Origin of the sequence: Puniceibacterium sp. IMCC21224, from assembly GCF_001038505.1 — a bacterium.
Lineage (GTDB): Bacteria > Pseudomonadota > Alphaproteobacteria > Rhodobacterales > Rhodobacteraceae > Puniceibacterium.
Window position 1 is genome coordinate 1,335,172 of the sequence record NZ_LDPY01000001.1, and the last position, 19,549, is coordinate 1,354,720.

The 19,549-nt window shown below is 60.4% G+C and carries 20 protein-coding genes; 6 read left to right on the top strand and 14 right to left on the bottom strand.

Going from position 1 to position 19,549, the window contains the following annotated elements:
• Positions 1 to 25 precede the first annotated feature (25 nt).
• The 10 genes from IMCC21224_RS06130 to uxaC form a co-directional block, all read right to left on the bottom strand.
• Positions 26 to 1,543: a UxaA family hydrolase gene (locus IMCC21224_RS06130; protein ID WP_369796010.1), complete on the bottom strand. Its 1,518-nt coding sequence runs from the start codon at positions 1,541 to 1,543 to the stop codon at positions 26 to 28.
• Complete coding sequence (gene uxuA, locus IMCC21224_RS06135; protein WP_047994599.1) at positions 1,536 to 2,720, bottom strand: mannonate dehydratase; 1,185 nt, start codon at positions 2,718 to 2,720, stop codon at positions 1,536 to 1,538. Before uxuA ends, IMCC21224_RS06130 begins: the two co-directional genes overlap by 8 nt.
• On the bottom strand, positions 2,717 to 4,159 hold the full coding sequence (locus tag IMCC21224_RS06140; RefSeq protein ID WP_047994600.1) for a mannitol dehydrogenase family protein: 1,443 nt from the start codon (positions 4,157 to 4,159) through the stop codon (positions 2,717 to 2,719). The genes uxuA and IMCC21224_RS06140 overlap by 4 nt, the downstream gene beginning before the upstream one ends.
• Entirely contained in the window at positions 4,137 to 4,862 is a 726-nt protein-coding gene (gene kduD / locus IMCC21224_RS06145) for a 2-dehydro-3-deoxy-D-gluconate 5-dehydrogenase KduD (protein WP_047994601.1), read from the bottom strand. Before kduD ends, IMCC21224_RS06140 begins: the two co-directional genes overlap by 23 nt.
• On the bottom strand, positions 4,859 to 5,683 hold the full coding sequence (kduI, locus tag IMCC21224_RS06150; RefSeq protein ID WP_047994602.1) for a 5-dehydro-4-deoxy-D-glucuronate isomerase: 825 nt from the start codon (positions 5,681 to 5,683) through the stop codon (positions 4,859 to 4,861). The genes kduD and kduI overlap by 4 nt, the downstream gene beginning before the upstream one ends.
• Before the next feature lie 14 nt (positions 5,684 to 5,697).
• A complete protein-coding gene (locus IMCC21224_RS06155) occupies positions 5,698 to 6,003 on the bottom strand; it encodes a cupin domain-containing protein (protein ID WP_047994603.1) in 306 nt (101 codons plus the stop codon).
• 9 nt (positions 6,004 to 6,012) lie between these two features.
• Entirely contained in the window at positions 6,013 to 7,293 is a 1,281-nt protein-coding gene (locus IMCC21224_RS06160) for a TRAP transporter large permease (RefSeq protein WP_047994604.1), read from the bottom strand.
• 3 nt (positions 7,294 to 7,296) lie between these two features.
• Positions 7,297 to 7,809, bottom strand: coding sequence for a TRAP transporter small permease (locus IMCC21224_RS06165; protein ID WP_047994605.1), 513 nt, complete (start codon positions 7,807 to 7,809; stop codon positions 7,297 to 7,299).
• A gap of 74 nt (positions 7,810 to 7,883) precedes the next feature.
• Complete coding sequence (locus IMCC21224_RS06170) at positions 7,884 to 8,867, bottom strand: TRAP transporter substrate-binding protein (protein ID WP_156178151.1); 984 nt, start codon at positions 8,865 to 8,867, stop codon at positions 7,884 to 7,886.
• Positions 8,868 to 8,894: 27 nt separating this feature from the next.
• Positions 8,895 to 10,304 (bottom strand): glucuronate isomerase, encoded by a 1,410-nt coding sequence (gene uxaC / locus IMCC21224_RS06175; protein WP_047994606.1) that lies wholly within the window; start codon positions 10,302 to 10,304, stop codon positions 8,895 to 8,897.
• Positions 10,305 to 10,414: 110 nt separating this feature from the next.
• On the opposite strand from uxaC, the gene IMCC21224_RS06180 reads away from it, so the two are divergent.
• Positions 10,415 to 11,128 (top strand): GntR family transcriptional regulator, encoded by a 714-nt coding sequence (locus IMCC21224_RS06180; protein WP_047994607.1) that lies wholly within the window; start codon positions 10,415 to 10,417, stop codon positions 11,126 to 11,128.
• Positions 11,125 to 12,039 (top strand): sugar kinase, encoded by a 915-nt coding sequence (locus tag IMCC21224_RS06185; protein ID WP_047994608.1) that lies wholly within the window; start codon positions 11,125 to 11,127, stop codon positions 12,037 to 12,039. Before IMCC21224_RS06180 ends, IMCC21224_RS06185 begins: the two co-directional genes overlap by 4 nt.
• 47 nt (positions 12,040 to 12,086) lie before the next feature.
• Here the strand turns inward: IMCC21224_RS06185 and pobA are convergent, their stop codons facing one another.
• Complete coding sequence (gene pobA, locus IMCC21224_RS06190; RefSeq protein ID WP_047994609.1) at positions 12,087 to 13,256, bottom strand: 4-hydroxybenzoate 3-monooxygenase; 1,170 nt, start codon at positions 13,254 to 13,256, stop codon at positions 12,087 to 12,089.
• Positions 13,257 to 13,342: 86 nt separating this feature from the next.
• Here pobA and IMCC21224_RS06195 point away from each other — a divergent pair, with 86 nt between their 5' ends.
• Complete coding sequence (locus tag IMCC21224_RS06195) at positions 13,343 to 14,215, top strand: helix-turn-helix domain-containing protein (RefSeq protein WP_047996913.1); 873 nt, start codon at positions 13,343 to 13,345, stop codon at positions 14,213 to 14,215.
• Here IMCC21224_RS06195 and pcaQ read toward each other — a convergent pair.
• The gene (gene pcaQ / locus IMCC21224_RS06200) at positions 14,207 to 15,121 is read right to left on the bottom strand and encodes a pca operon transcription factor PcaQ (RefSeq protein ID WP_231582023.1); all 915 of its coding nucleotides are present in this window, start codon (positions 15,119 to 15,121) and stop codon (positions 14,207 to 14,209) included. The genes IMCC21224_RS06195 and pcaQ overlap by 9 nt on opposite strands.
• A gap of 135 nt (positions 15,122 to 15,256) precedes the next feature.
• Between pcaQ and pcaC the strand changes: the two genes are divergently transcribed.
• The 3 genes from pcaC to pcaG are packed head-to-tail and all read left to right on the top strand — an operon-like array spanning position 15,257 to position 16,987.
• Positions 15,257 to 15,637 (top strand): 4-carboxymuconolactone decarboxylase, encoded by a 381-nt coding sequence (gene pcaC, locus IMCC21224_RS06205; RefSeq protein ID WP_047994611.1) that lies wholly within the window; start codon positions 15,257 to 15,259, stop codon positions 15,635 to 15,637.
• Entirely contained in the window at positions 15,634 to 16,371 is a 738-nt protein-coding gene (gene pcaH / locus IMCC21224_RS06210) for a protocatechuate 3,4-dioxygenase subunit beta (protein ID WP_047994612.1), read from the top strand. Before pcaC ends, pcaH begins: the two co-directional genes overlap by 4 nt.
• Before the next feature lies 1 nt (position 16,372).
• Positions 16,373 to 16,987, top strand: a complete 615-nt coding sequence (gene pcaG / locus IMCC21224_RS06215; protein WP_047994613.1) for a protocatechuate 3,4-dioxygenase subunit alpha — start codon at positions 16,373 to 16,375, stop codon at positions 16,985 to 16,987.
• A 45-nt stretch (positions 16,988 to 17,032) separates the two neighbouring features.
• On the opposite strand, the gene IMCC21224_RS06220 is transcribed toward pcaG, so the two are convergent.
• Together IMCC21224_RS06220 and IMCC21224_RS06225 are read right to left on the bottom strand one after the other, a co-directional pair.
• The gene (locus tag IMCC21224_RS06220) at positions 17,033 to 18,073 is read right to left on the bottom strand and encodes a DUF475 domain-containing protein (protein WP_197089171.1); all 1,041 of its coding nucleotides are present in this window, start codon (positions 18,071 to 18,073) and stop codon (positions 17,033 to 17,035) included.
• 448 nt (positions 18,074 to 18,521) lie between these two features.
• Positions 18,522 to 19,517, bottom strand: coding sequence for an AraC family transcriptional regulator (locus IMCC21224_RS06225; protein ID WP_047994615.1), 996 nt, complete (start codon positions 19,515 to 19,517; stop codon positions 18,522 to 18,524).
• Between the last annotated feature and the right edge of the window lie 32 nt (positions 19,518 to 19,549).

Sequence of the window (19,549 nt, forward strand, 5' to 3'; positions counted from 1 at the left end):
CGGACGGCGTTCAGATTTGGCGCGTCTACATCACCGCGCCGATCTGCCAGGGAACAAATTCGTTGTCGCCCAGACCCAAGGCTTCGGATTTGGTCTGTTGACCCGACGCCGTGGCCAGAATCATTTCGACGATTTGATCTGCTTTGGCATCCAGCGTGACTCCACCCGACAGCATGTCGCCGCAGTTGATGTCCATGTCTTCGGGCATCGCCGCGAACAGCGTGTCGTTGGTCGCCAGCTTGATCGTCGGCGCCGGTTTCGACCCAAAGGCCGAGCCGCGTCCGGTTGTGAAACACAGCACCTGCGCACCACCCGCGATCTGGCCAGTGGCGGACACCGGGTCATAGCCGGGGGTGTCCATGAACGTGAAACCAGTGCCGGTGATCTGTTCAGCATAGTCATAGACCGCCGTCAGCGGCGTATTGCCGCCTTTGGCGACAGCACCCAGCGATTTTTCAAGGATCGTGGTCAGTCCGCCCTGTTTGTTGCCGGGGGATGGATTGTTGTCCATCGACCCGCCGTTCATCCGGGTATACTCCTCCCACCAACTGATGAGGGCGAGCAGCTTGTCAGCCACATCTGCGGATGCCGCGCGGCGCAAAAGCAACTGTTCAGCGCCATAAATTTCGGGCGTCTCGGACAGGATAACCGTGCCACCCAGCCCGACAATCCGGTCTGAGGCCAGACCCAACGCCGGGTTGGCGGTCAGGCCGGAATAGCCGTCTGAGCCACCACATTGCAGCGCAACCTTCAGCGCCGAGGCCGGGCAGGGGCTGCGGCTGGCCTTGTTCACCTGTGGCAGCAATTCGGCCACCTTGGCCTTGATCGCGTCGATGGTGGCACGGGTGCCGCCGGTCGCCTGAATGGTCAAGCCCGAGATACGGTCGCCACCACCTGCCTTGTTCTGCATCCGGGCGATCTGCATCACTTCGCAGCCGAGTCCGACAAAGATCGCCGCGCCGACGTTGGGGTGTGTGGCATGACCCCAGAGCACACGGTCCAGAATATCAATCCCGCGCCCCGATGACGCCATGCCGCAGCCAGTGCTGTGGGCAAAGGCTGCAACGCCGTCAACGTTGGGATAGGCGTCCAGCACGCCCGAGGCTTCGATCTCAGACGCGGCGCGGCGGATGACGGTGGCGGAACAATTGACGGTGGCGCAGAGCGCGATGGTGTTGCGGGTGCCAACCTGCCCATTCTCGCGGACGTAACCCTGAAATGTGCGTGGTGCCATCACGGGAATGGCAGCACGGGCGACGGCCAAATCGGCACCGATCTCATAGGCGCGGCTGTGGTCGGAAAAGGCGCAGTTGTGGCTGTGGACGTGATCGCCGGCCACGATATCCTGGGTGGCATGGCCGATGACTTGCCCGAATTTGTAGATCGGCTGGCCGCTGGAAATCGCCACGCGCGCAATCTTGTGACCGCCCGATACCGTTTTGGATAGCGGGTTACCCAGACCCAGCGGATCGGCCCCAGCAGGCAAACGCGCGGGCAGGACAACAACCGAGTCTGCGGGGTTCAACAACATCGGATCAGCCACGGGTTGCCGCATATTCCAGGGCACGGAACACGCCGCGCAGCTCTGCCAGACCGCGCAGGCGGCCGATCATTGGATAGCCCGGTACGCTCTTGGCGCCAATATCCGACAGGATTTCGTGACCATGATCCGGGCGGACCGGGATGGAGGCAAAATCTTCACCTGCTTCGCGGCGGCGTGCCTCTTCGGTCACAAACACATCGGCCAGCGCCACCATGTCGGTGTCCCCCTCAAGATGTGCGGCCTCTTCGAACGATCCGTCGGGTTCTTTGCGCACATTGCGCAGATGACCAAAGCGGATCTTGTTGGCAAACCGTGCGGCAATCGCGGGGACATCATTCGCCGGATTCGCACCGAGCGAACCCGAGCAAAGCGTAAGCCCGTTGGCGGGGCTGTCCACCGCCGACAGGATCCAGTCGATATCGTCGCCGTCTGACACGATCCGCGGCAGGCCCAGAATATCGCGCGGCGGATCGTCGGGGTGGACACAGAACACCATTCCCAGATCCTCGGCCGCCGGGACCACTTCTTGCAGAAAGCGTTTGTAGTTGGCGCGCAGCGTGTCACGGTCGATGCCTTCATAACTTTGCAGCACGTCGCGCAGACCGGCGATGTCGTAGCGGTCAAAGGCGCCGGGCAGGCCGGACATGATCGCATGCAGCAACGCCTCGCGGTCGCTCTCAGAGGATTGCTGAAACCAGATCGCGGCCTTGTTGCGGACGTCCTGGCTATACTCATCCTCGGCGCCTGCGCGCCCCAACATATGGATTTCGAATGCGGCCATGCGGGATGCGTCAAAACGCAGGCAACTGCCCCCACGTGCCAGCGGAGCCCGAAGGTCGGTGCGGGTCCAGTCCAGCAGCGGCATGAAGTTGTAGCAGATCGTGCGAATACCGTTGGCGGCTAGGTTCGCCATGGATTGGCGGTAATTGGCGAACAGCGTGCTCAGATCCCCTTCGCCGCGTTTGACCGCTTCGTGGATCGGCAGGCTTTCGGCGACATCCCACGTGAATCCGGCGCCGGTAATTTCGGCCTTGCGGGCGGCGATGGCGTCGTTGGTCCAGACCTCGCCATACGGGACTTCGTGCAGTGCGTGCACAATGCCTGCGGCCCCGGTCTGGGCGACTTCTGGCAGAGTGATGGGGTCAAAGGGTCCGTACCAGCGCCAACTTTCGATCATTGTCCCAGGGCCTCCTGCACGGCGGCGCGGGCGCCTTTGGCTGTCAAAGTTTCAAATGCGACCGTCACCGGCACCTTGATCTGGTCCGCGACCCCAGCCGAGAATACATCGCGCAGATTCAACAGGGCTGCAACCTTGTCGGCGGGCGTGGTTGCGCCATCGGACAGGCGTTTGAGCTGCGCCGCCAGCGGGTCGCGCACGTCGATGGGGGTTCCGGCTTCGTCGACTCCGCCGACGTAGCGCATCCAGCCCGCCACGGCGAGGCAGAGACCGGGACAGGGCGTCGTCGCGTCGTCCAGCGTGCCAAGGAGGCGCTGCGGCAGTTTCTGGCTGCCGTCCATGGCGATCTGCCATGTCAAATGTCGGATCGCCGGATTCTGGTAGCGCGCCAGCAGTGCCGCGGCATAGTTGCCCAGATCGGTGCCCTCAGGTGCGCGAAGCGTTGGTATGATCTCACGCGTCCAAAGCATTTGCGCAAATTCGGCAAAGGTCGGATCGGTCGTGGTGTCGGAAATCGTCTCGTGACCGGCGAGATAGCCAAGATAGGCCAGCGACGAATGGGTGCCGTTCAGCATCCGCAGTTTCATCAGCTCGAACGGGGCGACGTCGCGCACCAGTTCAACACCGACCGCGCCAAAATCAGGGCGCTGGGCGTCGACAAAATTATCCTCGATCACCCATTGACGAAACGGTTCGTGGATCACCGGGGCGGCGTCCTGTCTGCCGGTCAGGGCTGCGACGCGGTCAAGGTCAGCGGGTTCGGTGGCCGGCACGATGCGGTCGACCATGGTGCTGGGAAACCGACCTTCGGTTTCGATCCAGCGGGCCAGCGCTGGGTCGATGGCTTGGGCCAGATCCAGCACGGCCTGGCGCACCACCGCGCCATTGTGGGGCAGGTTGTCACAGGTCAGCACGGTGAACGGGCGCAGTCCGGCGGCATGACGCGCCTGAAGTGCACGGACAAGAAACCCCGGCGCACTGCGCGGCTGGGGATCGGTCAGATCATGGGCAATGTCAGGATGGCCCATGTTCAGAGTGCCGGTCGCAGGATTGTGGCAATATCCCTTTTCCGTGACGGTCAGTGTGACGATCCGAACGCTGGGTTGCGCCATTGCCGCGATCAGGGCTTGGGGATCTTCTGGCGCGACGAGCAGATCCTCGATCACCTCGACCACCTGCGCGGTATCGCCATCGGGACCGGCTTCGAGTGCGGTATAGGCATAGCCCTGCGGCTTCAGCGCATCGCGTGTGCCCGGGTTTTTCAGACTGGCGGCAAGGATACCCCAGTTACCACCGGATTTGGCCATCGCTTCGGCGATATAAATCGCACCATGGGATCGGAAAAAGGCACCAAGGCCCAGATGCACGATGCCAACACCGGGGCGCGGCGCGTCCGAGCGGGTTAGTCGGGGCAGATCAACGGGCAAGCCAGCCTCCATCAACGTTGAGCACCGCGCCATGGATATAATCCGCAGCGGGTGAGGACAGGAACACGGCGGTGCCGGCGATATCCTTGGCGTCGCCCCAGCGGCCTGCCGGGATACGCTCCAGAATGGCTTTGTTGCGTTCGGGATCGGCGCGCAGGGCGGCTGTGTTGTTCGTCTCTATATAGCCGGGCGCAATGGCGTTGACATTGATGCCTTTGGCGGCCCATTCGTTGGTCAGGATCTTGGTCAGCCCGGCAACACCATGTTTCGCCGCTGTGTAGGACGGCACGCGGATGCCGCCCTGAAACGACAGCAGCGAGGCGATGTTGACGATCTTGCCGGTGCCCTCGCGTGCCAGAACGGCGCGGGCAAAGGCCTGACAGGTAAAGAACACCGCCTTGAGGTTGACGTCCATCACGTCATCCCAGTCCGCTTCGGTGAAATCGACGCTGTCGTTGCGGCGGATGATCCCGGCGTTGTTCACCAGAATGTCGATGGGTTCGCCTGCAAAGGCATCGCGCGCGGCCATCGGATCGGCAAAGTCCAGCGTCAGTTCACGGGCGTTGTCGATCGTGGCGACGGTTTCGGCGCAGGACGATCGGCTGACGCAGATCACCTGCGCCCCGGCCTGACCCATCGCCACAGCAATCGCCTGACCGATACCGGTGTTGGCGCCCGTGACCAGCGCAGTTTTGCCGTTCAGCGAAAAGCTCATCGCAAATCCCCCATCGGGATCATGTCCATATCGGTGAAATCGACGTTGTCACCGGCCATTGACCAGCAGAACGTATAGCTGCCGGTGCCCGCGCCTGCGTGGATCGACCACGGCGGAGAAATCACAACCTCTTCGTTTGCCATGACGATGTGGCGCGTCTCGGACGGCTGACCCATAAAGTGAAAGACGCGCTGATCGGCGCTCATGTCAAAGTACAGATACGCCTCCATCCGGCGGTCGTGAGTGTGCGCAGGCATAGTGTTCCAGACCGATCCTTCAGCGAACTGGGTGTAGCCCATCAGCAACTGGCAGCTGTCGCAGACCTCGGGGTGCAGCAACTGGATGATCACCCGCTCGTTCGCCTGCTCTTTGGAGCCAAGCTCGACCCTGCGGGCATCAGCCACCTTGATCAGTTTGGTCGGGCAGGTGCGGTGTGCGGGGGCCGACAGAACGTAGAACCGGCCTTTGCCGGAAAAAGTGACGGCACCAGACCCCATGCCGACATACAGCACCTCACCATGCGCGACGGTGTAGGTTTCATCGCCAACGGCAACTTCGCCGGTGTCCCCGATGTTGAGCACGCCGAGTTCGCGCCGCTCAAGGAACGTCTTGGTTCCGGTCTCAGCAACATGGTCCAGCGTCAGCGCGCTGCCCGCAGGCACAACCGACCCGATCAGCAGGCGGTCATAGTGGGAATAGACCAGCGCGATCTTGCCCTCTTGGAACAGGTCGCCGACATGGAAATGATCGCGCAAGCCCTGCGTGTCGAGGGTTTTGGCAGTGGCCGGATCAATAGCGTAGCGGGTCTGGGCGGTGGTCATGTCAGGGGGTCCTTTCAGAGGAAGTCGTCGCGTCGGGGGCTGAATGTATCGATCAGCGTTCCGGACTCGATGCAGAGGCATCCGTGCTTGGCGTTTGAAGAGATGATCAGGCTATCACCCGGGCCAAGGTCATGGTCTTTGCCGTCCAGATGGAAGGTAAAGCGCCCGGCCTCGACATAGGTGGCCTGCACATGCGGATGGCTGTGCAGTTTGCCGACTGCGCCGTCCTGAAACCGAAAGGCAACGGTCATAAGATCGGGCGTTTCAGCCAGCACCTGGCGCGTCACACCCGGATCGGTAGGGACGGTTGGAAATGTCATGTCGGAACCTCAGTGAAACAGCGATGGCAGCCAAAGCGACAGTGCCGGAATGTAGGTGACAGCCATCAGCGTGGCAAATGCGGCGCCGTAGAATGGCCAGATCGACCGCATCGCCTCGGATATCGGAATTCGGCCCACGGCACAGCCGACGAACAGCACAGCGCCCACCGGCGGTGTACACAATCCGATACCAAGGTTCAGGATCAGGATCACGCCGAAATGTACCGGGTCGACCCCGAACGCCTGCGCCACCGGCAGAAAGATCGGTGTGGTGATCACGATCAGCGGCGACATATCCATAAACGTGCCAAGGATCAGCAGCATTACGTTCATTAGCAGCAGGATCACAATCGGGTTGTCCGACAAACCCTGCAACGCTGTCACCATCGACGCTGGCACGCGGGTATAGGCCAGCAGCCAGCCGAAAGACGCGGCGCAGCCGATCACCATCAGCACCATTGCCGTGGTGCGCACGGCAGCAAAGGTTGCCTCGATGAAATCGTGCCAGCTGAGTGTGCGGTAGACGAAAAACGTCACCAGCATGGCATAGACCACAGCGATGTTCGACGATTCCGACGCGGTAAAGATGCCCGACCGCACGCCGCCAAAGATGATCGCGACCAGGATCAGCCCGGGCGCTGCACTGGCGAACAGCGTGGCAACCATCCGCCAGCCGGGAAAGGCCTGGGTGGGATAGCCGCGCTTTTTCGCGACCAGATAGGCGGCGATCATCAGCGACAAGGCCAGAACAAAGCCGGGAATGATGCCGGCGGTGAACAGATCGGCGATGGAAATGCGCCCACCGGCCGAGATCGAATAGATGATCATGTTGTGGCTGGGCGGCAGCAGCAGCGCGATGATCGAACTGACAACGGTCACGCTGACGGCATAATCCACGTCATAGCCGCGTTCCTTCATTTGCGGCACCATCAGTCCACCGACGGCAGAGGCATCCGCCGCAGCAGACCCCGACACGCCGCCGAACATGACGCTTGCCAGCACGTTGACCTGTCCCAGGCCGCCGCGCAGATGGCCGACAAAGCCACCCGCCAGCGCGACCAGTCGTCGGGCAATATCGCCGCGCACCATCAGGTCGCCGGCAAAGATAAAGAATGGAATGGCCATCAGCGCAAAGACCGACACGCCGGAATTGAGACGCTGAAACACCACAACCGGGGGCAGTCCCAGATACAGGATCGTCGCGAAGGACGACACGCCCAGGCAAAAGGCGACCGGCGTGCCGATCAGCAGCAGCACCACAAAGGTGCCAAACAGAACCCAGAGTTCCATCAATCAGTTCTCCCAGTCCGGGTCTTCGCCAAAGCGGGCGGTTTGCAGTCCGGCGGCGCGGCGCGCCACCCGTTCCAGCGAAAAGAGCACGACCAGAATGCCGCCCCCCACGATGGGTATGAAATCGAAGGCGCCGGAAATGCCGAGCGAGGGCAATTTGTTCCCGGCTGTCTTGGCTGCCAGTTCCCAGCCGAACCAGATCATGCCGCCGCCAAAGCCTGCGACGACGAGGTCCGAGATTGAAAACAGGATCAGTTTGACCCGGTCGGGCAGCACATACAGCAGCACGTCAAAGGACAGGTGATATCCTTCGCGGATGCCCACGGCGGCGCCCAAAAAGATGAACCAGCCCATGATCATGACCGAGGCAGGCTCGCTCCAGATCAGTGAGGAATTGAGAAGATAGCGGAAAACCACCTGCGCCGCGATGATCACTGTCATCAGGACAAGGCCGATCCCGGCAATCCAAAGGGCGAGCCGTGCCAAAAGGCCGGTCGCCAGCGCGACTTTTTGCATGGTGTCCGCTCAAACAAAGGGGGAAAGGATGCGGCCCGCGCAAACGTGGCGCGGGCCGCAGAAAGAGTATGATTTTATTCAGTCGCCTGAATACGCTCGACCATGCTCTTGAGCGTCTCGTCGGTGACGTACTTTTCATAGACCGGGGCCATCGCCTCGATGAATGGGGTCTTGTCGATGTCGGTGATGATCTCGACACCGGCGGCGCGGATCTTGTCCTCGGACTTCTTCTCCTGGGCGACCCAGAGTTCCCGCATGACGGGGGTCGAGTCCCGCGCCGCCTGACGCACCAGCGCCTGGTCTTCCGGGCTCAGCTTGTCCCACGATATTTTCGACATCACCAGAACTTCGGGCACGATCAGGTGCTGATCGAGCGTGTAGTACTTGGCAACCTCGAAATGGCCCGAAGTGTCATAGGACGGCCAGTTGTTTTCGGCCCCGTCGATGACGCCGGTCTGGATGCTGGAATAGACCTCGCCATACGGCATCGGGGTGGCATTGGCTCCCAGTGCCGACACCATGTCGACGAACATGTCCGACTGCATGACGCGGAACTTCATGCCCGTCATGTCGGCCATTGAGGTGATCGGCTTTTCCGAGTTGTAAAAGCTGCGCGACCCGCCGTCATAGAACGTCAGACCGACCAGATCGGCGGCGGCAAACGCATCCAGGATTTCCTGACCGATGGGGCCATCCATCACCTTGTGCATGTGATCGACCGACCGGAAGATATAGGGCAGCGACGGCACCTGGGTTTCGGCCACGATGTTGTTGAACGGCCCGAGAGAGACGCGGTTCAGGTCGATCACGCCGAACTGGGTCTGTTCGATCGTGTCTTTTTCTTCGCCCAGCTGTGCCGAGGCAAAAATCTCGATGCAGATACGGCCGTCGGTTTCCGCTTTCAGGGCTTCGCCCATCGACCGGACCGCTTCGACGGTGGGATAGGTGTCGGGATGTGTGTCGGACGATTTCAGCGTCACTTCACATTCGGCCCAGGCGGCGCTGGTCAGGGCAGCGCTGGCCAGCAGCGCGCCGATGAGTGTTTTTTTCAGTTTCATTGTTGTTTCCTCCCAGAATTGGCCCGTTCAGAGCCGGTAGGCCTGTTTAACAAGCCGATATGTGAGATCATGAGCGACCTCATATGCCTCATCCTCGTTCAGCCGCCCTGTGGCGACCAGCGTGGCGAGGTATGCACAATCCACCCGCCGCGCGACGTCGTGCCGGGCGGGGATGGAACAAAAGGCGCGGGTGTCATCGTTGAACCCGGCGGTGTTGTAAAAGCCCGCCGTCTCGGTCACGTTTTCGCGAAAGCGTTTCATGCCTTCGGCACTGTCAAAGAACCACCAAGGCGGCCCCAGTTTCAGCGCCGGGTAGACGCCGGCCAGCGGAGCGAGTTCGCGGCCCTGCGTGGTTTCGTCCAGCATGAACACGATCACCGACAGACGCGGATCGGTGCCAAAGGCGTTCAGCAGCGGTTTCAGATCACCAACAAAATCCGTGCGTCCGGGGATGTCGAACCCTTTGTCGCGGCCAAATTTGTTCAGGATGCCGGGGTTGTGGTTGCGTCGCGATCCGGCATGTATTTGCAGGACAAGGCCGTCGTCGATGCTCATCCGGGCCATTTCTGTCAGCATCTGACCACGGAAGGCATCCGCATCTTCGGCATTGCCTGTGCCCAGCTTGACCCGATCGAACAGGGCGCTGGCGTCGGACATGGACAGGTTTTCGGTGCGTGCCGACGGGTGGCCGTGATCCGACGCGGTTGCGCCATGCCGTTTGAAATAGGCGCGGCGAATGCGGTGCGCCTCAAGATATCCGGCCCAGGTCTGGGTATCAGTGCCGGTCAGCGCGCCGAATTTGGTAAGGTTGGCGGCAAAGTCTGCGGAGTCGGGATCGACCACGGTGTCAGGGCGATAAGTTGTCACAACCTTGCCGCCGGTCCAACCAGAGGCGGCGATCATTTTGTGCCATTGCAGATCGTCCAGCGCGCTTTCGGTGGTTGCGATCAGTTCGATATTGAACTTCTCGAATAGGGCGCGGGGGCGATAGTCGGGGTGTTGCAGGCAGTCGCTAATGTGATCATAAATTGCGTCTGCGGTTTGCGGGGTGAATTCCTCTTCGATGCCGAACACCTCGGCAAAGGCGTGATCGACCCACATTCGCGACGGGGTGCCACGCAGCAGGTAATAGTTGTCGGCAAACAGCTTCCAGATTTTGCGGCCGTCGGTTTCGACAGGTCCGCCATCCGCCCGCGGTACCCCAAGGGATTCGAGCGGCACGCCCTGCGAAAACAGCATCCGAAAGACGTAGTGATCAGGCGTCACGAACAGTTGGGCAGGATCGGGGAACGCTGCATTCTCGGCGTACCAGCGCGGGTCGGTGTGGCCATGCGGGCTGATGATTGGCAGGCCTTTGATGGTGTCGTACAGGGCGCGGGCCAGACTGCGGGCACCGTCTTCGATGGGGAACAATCGGTCCGGGTTCAGGTATGGCACAGTTTCTCGCTTTCCGTTCTGCGACTGGTAGACTGGCGCAGGTTGTTCTAGTATGCTGGAATACTAATATGCTAGTTTGTATTTGACGTCAATCGCCGGAGAAGATCGCCATGACAGAATCCGCCATTTTAGGCCCGCTTGAACCGGTGGCCCGTGCGTCCGTTACGGATCAGGTGTTTGAGGCGCTGCATGCACAGGTTCTGTCTCTGGCTCTTCCGCCGGGGACGAAATTGTCAGAATCGGATGTGGCCAAACAATTGGGCGTGTCGCGCCAGCCGGTGCGGGACGCGTTTTATCGTCTGTCCAAGCTGGGTTTCCTGCTGATTCAGCCACAAAAGGCGACACTGGTCAGCAAGATTCACACCCAGGACGTGCGCCGTGCGCGTTTCATCCGTACCGCGATCGAGGTGGATGTGATGCGTCTGGCTGCGGATCGCTTTGGTCCCGAGGATTTTGAGCGGCTGGAACCCAACCTCGCGGCGCAGGCAGACGCGGTTGAAAACGGCGACCGGACCGAATTTCATCGCCTGGATGATCTGTTTCACCAAATGCTCTGCGAGAGCGCCGGGGTTGGTTATGTCTGGGACGTGATTCGCGAGAATAAGGCCCACACCGACCGCGTTCGCTATCTGTCGCTGGCGGGGGGGGGCGGATCCCAACTAGCCTATAACGACCATTGCGCGGTGATCCATGCTCTGAAACAAGGGGATGCAGGGGGGGCGGTGATGGCGATGCGCAAGCATCTGGGCACCATTGAAGGTATTATTCAGCAGTTGCGGGAAGACAACCACAGCTGGTTTTCGGAAGAGGAGTTGGGCGCATGAAACTGGTCTTTGCTGGCGAATGTATGGTCGAACTGGCGCCAGACGGGGCGTGCTACACCAAGGGCTTTGCTGGTGATACGTTCAACATGGCCTGGTACGCGCGCAAGATCTGCCCGGCGGCGTGGTCGGTCGGATATGTATCTGCCATCGGCTCGGACGCGGTGTCAGACGAACTGGCCGCGTTCATGTCGGATGCGGGTGTTGATATCAGCCATGTTCAACGTCACGCGGACCGGACTGTCGGCCTCTATATGATCAGCCTCAAGGATGGCGAACGTAGCTTTTCCTACTGGCGCAGTCACAGCGCCGCGCGCCAGATGGCCGCCGACGGAGCCACGCTGGACAGTGCCTTTGCCGGGGCGGATGTGGTCTGCATCTCAGGGATCACCATAGCAGTTCTGGATGGCGACGGGCGTGCAACGCTGGCTGCGGCTTTGACCCGCTATCGCGCTGATGGTGGTCAGGTGGCCTTTGATCCCAACATCCGTCCGAGACTGTGGGCCGATGCCCCCAGCATGTGCGCATCGGTGATGACCTTCGCCGCGCTCAGCGACATCGTCTTGGCCTCGTTCGAGGATGAGGCAACCCATTTTGGCGATGCCGATCCCGCTGCAACGCTGCAACGCTATCAGGATGCCGGGGTGGGGTGCGTCGTGGTCAAGGATGGTGGCAACCCGATCCTTGGCGCGCGGGGCGACGAACAGGTTTGCGTCGCACCCGAACCCGTTGCCATGGTGGTCGATTCAACGGCCGCGGGCGACAGCTTTAACGCCGGTTTTCTGGTGAGCATGCTGTCAGGTGCTGATCTGGCCACCGCCCTGATCGGCGGCGCGTCCTTGTCACGTCAAGTCATTCAACAGCGCGGTGCCTTGTCGCAGGACGCCGTGCGATTTTGTGGTGGGGCCACTTAGGCGGCTCAGTGTTTCGTTGATGTGTTCTGCCGCCTGATATGGCGGTGTCAGAACGGCAGGCCAACGTAATTCTCGGCCAGATCCCTGCGCGCGGTTTCAGACTGCGCCAAGTGACTTAGCGTGGCGCGGCGCATCTGCGCGGCAAAGGCATCTTCGCCATCAAACCGGTGCAGCATTGTGGTCATCTGCCAGGAAAACCGCATCGCCTTCCAGATCCGTGACAGGGCATGATCCGAGTACCCATCAAGACCAGCCAAATCCCCCGATCTGAGGGCGGGGATCAACGCCTGATACAGATAGTGCACATCTGACACAGCAAGGTTGAGCCCCTTTGCCCCCGTGGGTGGCACGATATGGGCCGCATCCCCCACAAGGAACAGATTGCCCCATCGCAGCGGTTCCGAGACAAAGCTGCGCAGCGGCGCAATGGATTTCTCGATCGATGGCCCTGTAATCAGGCGCGCGGCGGCCTGAACCGGGATACGTTTGCGGAACGTGCTCCAGAAACGCTCATCAGACCAGTCGGCAACTGTGTCTGTCAGCGGCACTTGCACGTAATACCGCACCAAATTTGCATTCCGCATTGAGGCCAGCGCAAATCCGTCATCGGAATTGGCATAGATCAGTTCATCATTGACCGGCGGGGTTTCGGACAGGATGCCCAGCCAGCCAAATGGGTAGACCCGCTCGAACGACTTGCGCTTGTTGGCGGGAATCGCCTCGCGGGATACGCCGTGAAATCCATCACATCCGGCAACATAGGCGCAGGTGATCCGCTGAGGTTTACCGTCTTTGGTGAACTCAACAGCCGACATGGCCTGATCCAGATCATGGATCGTCACGTCCGATACTTGATGGTGGATCGTTGTCCCCAGGGCATCCTGTGCGTCGTACAGATCGCGGGTGACGTCGGTCTGGCCGTAGACCATGACCTGCTTGCCGGTCAGATCCTTGAAATCCACATGCACCATCAAATCGGAGTCGGTGAAATAGGCGCCGTCATGCGGCAGTCCTTTGCGATCCATCCGGGCACCGACGCCTGCATCGCGCAAGAGCTGCACAGTGCCCCATTCCAAGATACCCGCCCGAATCCGTGCCAGCACGTGGGCGCGGGTTGATCGTTCGAGCACCACCGTATCCACCCCGGCGCGGTTGAGCAGCTGCGACAGCAAGAGGCCGGATGGCCCGCCACCGATGATCACAACCTGGGTATCCATTGAGGCGCTCCTTTTGGGCGTTAGGATAGGCGCGCCGGGATGCCATAGGAATGGACGCGTTCTGCAAAGGCTTGTACTATTCGTGCATGAGCCCTCGTGATATCATCCCCGCATTTAATCTGTTTGGCGAAACCGGAGAGTTTCCGGACATCGTTCACTGCGAACGGATCGTAGATCGCGCGGGTTTGCATGATTGGGAGATCTCACCGCATCGCCATGGGCGGATGGCGCAGATCTTTGTGATGGAGCGAGGCCACGCACAGATGCGGTTGGATGGCGAGACGTGCGAAATCGCCGACAATCAAACGGTTTATATTCCGCCCAATGTCGTACATGGCTTCCGTTTTGCCAAAGGCAGCCATGGCTGGGTTCTGTCGTTTCCGGTGCAAGTGGTCCATGGAATGCGACCGGTGACACAGGAACTGAAACGCAGTCAGGGCCGCTGGGCCAAAGTTTCGTACACGCCCATGCAGAGAAATCTGATCGAAGCGTTGGTGCAGGCTTTCGCCGCGTCTGGTCCTTATCGCGCGCAACGCCTGATCGCGATGTCACAGGCGGCTCTGGCCACGGTGTTCGAAGATGCCGCCCATCAGATCAAAAGCCGTCAGACGGCAGGGCCACAGATGCAGCGACTGGACGATCTGCTGGCCCGTCACGCCACGGATGGCTGGAGGGCGGGTGAGTATGCCGGTGCGCTGGGCATCACCTCTGGGCATCTGAACCGGTTATGTCGGGCTGAAACCGGACAATCGGCATCCCGCGTTATCGAAAATGCGGTGATGACCGAGGCCTGCCGCCTGCTGGCATTTACCCAATTGCCGGTGGCTGAGGTCGGCTTTGGTTTGAAATTTCACGACCCGGCACATTTCTCGCGCCGGTTCCGTATCGTTCAGGGCGAAACGCCATCATCTTATCGGGCGCGGTTTTTGCATCGGTTTGCCGGACCCGCATCATCGTAAAGGTGCGTGCGGGTGGCGTGTTTCTCTCTGCGCCTCAAGAAGAGCCTGACGAAACAGCCGCACTGGCGGTGTCGGGTCCTCTTCTGACCGGGCGAGGATGCCGACGGGGCCTGCCATTTCGGCGGTGTCGATTGGCAGGGTGCGCATTCGTCCGGCGGCCACATCGCGTGCTACGACGCCCTGGCTGATGGTCCAGACCGCCTGCGCTGGCCCCAATGTCAGGGCGCGGCCAAAGGCTTCGGATACTGTTTCGATTCGTTTCGGCCAGTCGGTAATCCCGCGGGCCACCAAAAAGCGGTCGACCAGCGGGCGGATCGCGGCGCCTTTGGGCGGATAGAGCACGCGCCAATCTGACAGCGCTGCGATGTCGGTACTGCCCTGCAACGGGTGATCCGCCGCGACCGCAAACACGACCTGTTCGGTGTATAGCTGAGTAAAAGACAGACCGTTCATCGTTTCCGGCGGCCCCATTCGCCCGATGACAAGATCCAGATCACCCGACCGCAACCGGTCCACCAGCGCGCCGATGCGACCATCCTCGACCGTGACGGGGGTCGCGGGTGACAATTCGGCAAAGCCCAGGATCACGTCCGGTAGCAGATCCGCTGCCACGCTGGGCAGGGCGCCGATGCGCAGTGGGATCGCGGCACCGGCACCCAGTGCGTCCAGGCTGGCCAAGCCGTGGTTCAGCGCGGCCAGGCTTTGTTCCGCGAATTGCTGAAACACCGCGCCTTCGCGGGTCAACTCGATCCCGCCCCGGTCGCGTCGCAGCAAAGACACCGCCAGAATCTGTTCAAGATCCTTGAGCGTCTTGGAAATCGCGGGTTGGGTCAGAAAGGTACGCCCGGCTGCCGCCTTGAGACTGCCGGAATGCACAGTCTCAACAAAGGCCGACAGGTGTCGCATTTTGATCCGGCGGGTACGGTTACTTTCCATTTTGGCAATTAAATAAGTGAATTCGTCATTTTATTTGCCTTTATCAGCGTATTATAGGTCGGGCAACTGAATTTTGGGTGGACCGCGTGTCCGAGGGGGAATTTGATGTCAAGCCGGTTAGATGCGGGAATGAAGGTCCGACGCGAGGTGTTGGGCGATGTACATGTCGACCGGGCCGAGGCGGCAAAGACATCTTTTGACCAACCGTTCCAACAGATGATTACCGAAGGCGCCTGGGGTACACTCTGGGCGGATGACACGATTTCACGGCGCGACCGGTCGCTGCTAACGCTGGCGTTGCTGGCCGCGACCGGCAATTTCGGGGAAATTCCGATGCATATCCGCGCAAGCCGCAACACTGGTGCTACCCCGGAAGAGATCTTGCAAGCCTTTATGCACGTGGCAGTCTATGCTGGTGTGCCAAAGGCAAACCATGCGATCAAGCTGGCAAAGGCGACATTTGCCGAATTGGGGGTTGAGATATGACCAAAGCGCCGACGCTGGGCGGGTTTGTGCCGCGTGATCGCAACTGGCAACCACCTGCACTGACACCGACCTACAAAACCAGCGTCAAACGCAGCCCGGGTGCGGCATTGTTGTCGTTTCCGACAACTCTGTCAGAAGAGACGGGGCCGGTGTTCGGTCACGGGATGCTGGGCAAGCTGGACAACGATCTGATCCACAATTTCGCTCAGTCGGGAGAGAGCGCGATTGGTCCGCGGATCATCGTCTATGGCCGGGTGCTGGATGAAATGGGCCGTCCCGTGCCGGGCGCGCTGCTGGAATTCTGGCAGGCCAATGCCGGTGGACGGTATCGCCACAAAAAAGAAAGCTACCTCGCGCCGCTGGATCCGAATTTCGGCGGTTGCGGGCGGACCATCACGGCTGAGGATGGTAGCTATGAATTCCGCACGATTCAGCCCGGCCCCTATCCCTGGCCCAACGGCATGAATGACTGGCGCCCCGCCCACATCCATTTCAGCGTGTTCGGGCACGGTTTTGCGCAGCGTCTGATCACGCAGATGTATTTTGAGGGCGATCCGCATATCCAGTTGTGTCCGATCGTCGGTGCGATCACCTCACCCGAGGCGGTCGCGTCGCTGATTGCTGCGCTGGACATGCACCGCACGGTGCCGATGGACAGCCGCGCTTACAAGTTCGACATCGTGCTGCGTGGACGGCGGCAGACGACCTTTGAAAACCGGGCAGAGGGGCTCTGACATGGTGCAGAAACTGGACTACCTCAAGGAATCGCCGTCACAGACTGCGGGCCCCTATGTACATATCGGCTGTACGCCGAATTTTTCGGGTATCGACATCTACGGCGGCGACCTAGGCACGGCGATGAAGACAGGCCCGGTCAAGGGACAAGAGATCACCATTCGGGGCACGGTGTTTGACGGCACCGGAACCGCGCTTCGCGACGCGATGATCGAAATTTGGCAGGCCGATGCGGATGGGTTGCACAACGCGGTGTCGGAAACACGCGGACAGGCGGACCCGAACTTTACCGGATGGGGCCGTTCGCCTGGCGATATGGCCACTGGTGAATTTGTCTTTGAAACCGTCAAACCCGGTCAGGTGCCATGCCCCGACGGGCGGATGCAGGCACCACATGTGACGTTTTGGATCGTCGCGCGGGGGATCAATATCGGGCTGCACACCCGGATGTATTTTGCAGATGAAATGGCCGCCAATGCGCAGGATCCGATCCTGACCCGGATCGAGCATCAGAACCGTGTGCCGACCCTGCTCGCTCAGCCCGAGGGCAATGGCGTCTACCGGTTCGACATCCGCCTTCAGGGTGAGGGCGAGACGATTTTTTTCGATATTTGAAACTTACCCTCTTCCCCCTTCGACGGGGGGAGAGGGTATTGTGGGTCAGATCACCGGATCAGCCTTGGCGCTTTTGCGGTTCCAGCGGATCGACGACCACAGTGCCAGACCGATCAGCGCCGCCCCGGCCAGCCCAGTGATCACTTCGGGAACGTGGATCAGCGCCTGCGCGTACATGATCAGCGACAGGATCAGGATTGCATAAAACGCGCCATGTTCGAGATAGCGGTATTCTGTCAGCGTCTCCTTTTCCACCAGCATGATGGTCATCGACCGGACATACATCGCGCCGATCCCCAGCCCGATGGCAATCACAAACAGGTTCTGGCTCAGGGCAAAGGCGCCGATCACGCCGTCAAAGGAAAACGACGCGTCGAGGACTTCGAGGTAGAGGAACGCGCCAAGCCCGCCCTGTGCCGCAGACTTGACGCTGCTGCCGCTGTCCAGAAAACTGCCCAGAACGTCAACCGAGAGGAATGTCGCCAGCCCCCAGATCGCCGAGCGAAAGAACACCTGCGCGTCTTCGCCCTCAAGCAACCGCGAGAAGCCGAGGATCAGCAACAGGACCAGCACCACTTCGGCCCCGCGCACCCCGGCATAGCGCGCCAGCCGATGTTCGAGCCAGCCGACCCAGTGCACATCCTTGTCGACGTCACAAAAGAACGCGAGGCTGACCATCAGCAGAAAGGTTCCGCCAAAAGCTGCAATCGGCAGATGGGCGTCATGCATGATTTCTGCATAGCGTGCGGGTTCGGCTGCGGCGAGGGTCAGTGCCTCCCACGGGCCGATACGGGCCGAGATGACCACGATCAGCAGCGGAAACAGGATCCGCATGCCGAACACGGCGATCAGAATGCCCCAGGTCAGAAACCGCTGCCGCCAAATTGGCTGCATGTCCTTGAGTTTGTTGGCATTGACGATGGCATTGTCGAACGAGAGAGAAATTTCCAGAACGGCCAGCACGGTACATACGAAAAAGATTGTCAGCATCCCGCTGATCGTCCCTGTCATATGCCAGCCAAGGGCCGCGCCAAGGGCTAGCCCGATGACTGTCAGTACAAAAGCCCAGCGAAAATAAGATAGCATAGAGGCATGCGAAGGCACGGGGCCCGCAGTCACGTTTGAAGATGTGGGAGACATGAGAGGTCAAAGTCCAGGCGGCTGGAACGTTTCAGTGCCGACATCACGAAAGCGCCGCCACTTTCGCCAGAGGGGCCCGGTCACCCAACGACGCCCTGATCCGGGCGTTACCGCGTTCTGAATACACCCTGTCCGGCATCCGTCGCCAGCTAAATTTTTGGCACCTGACTTTGGTGTGCCGGGGATTGGGGACGCATACAGGGCCTGGAAAATCTGCTAGACAATCCAATGTTTTGCCCCGATTGACCACCAATACGGTGACGGCAGCGGGGCGATTGAGGCAACCCAGTCGCGGTGCAAAACCACAGCGCGACGCCTGCAAAATATCTCAGACCCCTTAAGATCGATTCGCCTTTAAGGTATCGGCAATCCGGCCGCGATCACCGCCCGCCGGTCAGCTTAGCTGCATCTCACGCGCCTGCGATGGTGTCATGCCTGTCCATTCGTGAAAGGCGCGGTAAAACGAATTCGGATCCTGATAGGCCAAAAGGTAACTGGTCTCTTCGGCGCTTAGTTTCTGGTCACGCAGATAGGTCATCGCCAGCGTCGCGCGGGTTTCGTCCAGTATGTTCTGGAACGAACTGCCTTCGACTTTGAGCTTGCGTTGCAGTGTGCGCTTGCTGATCCCAAGCCGGGCACTGACTTGATCCGCCGAAACAGCCCCTGATGGCAACAGGTCGGTCAGCGTGCGCGCGACCCGTTTGGCAAGGCCGATGCCATCCGCCACGGATTCAAGTTTGCTCAGCAGATCGCGCTCGATCAGTCGGTAGAAATCCGTATCGGCCGAGATCAGAGACCTGCGCGCGTCCTGCATGGAAAAGGTGATCGCGGGGATCTGGCTTTGGACAATTGGCGCGCCGACATAGGTTTGGTAGTCCGGTGTGACATGGCCAAGATGCGGAAGCTGCACAGTTTTCGGTACAATGTGATGTGCGGTAAAGGTCCGGGCGAAATCGAGAAAAAAGATGACTTCGGTTGCGGACATGACATTCGGTACAGGCTGCCCGCATTCCGACTCGAATCCGACAGTGAAGGCGTCCTCGTCTTCTGTCAGATGAAGCCGGATCGGTGCAACGAGCGGTTTGAAGATGGCAAGCCGGTTGAATCCGGTGTGAATGTCGGGACTGGCCGCAAACGCCAGCAATGCCGGCTGAAGCGGCCCCCGCGATGCGGCGCGCCCCAGTGTCAGTGGCAATTCGGGATCTTTGCTTTCTTCGGCATAGGCTGACCAGGCCGAGAAATATGTAGTGGCATCAACGCCTTTGTCCTCGTTCTCCAGAAAATCCGCCGTCAACCCGCAGCGTTCCAGCACCCGCGCCGGTGACAAGTTCAGGATACTGCAACACTGACGCAAATATGGCGTGATTTTGTACAGGCGTGATGCGGACATTCCGGCTCTCTTCGTTCTGTGCTAAGCTGGGG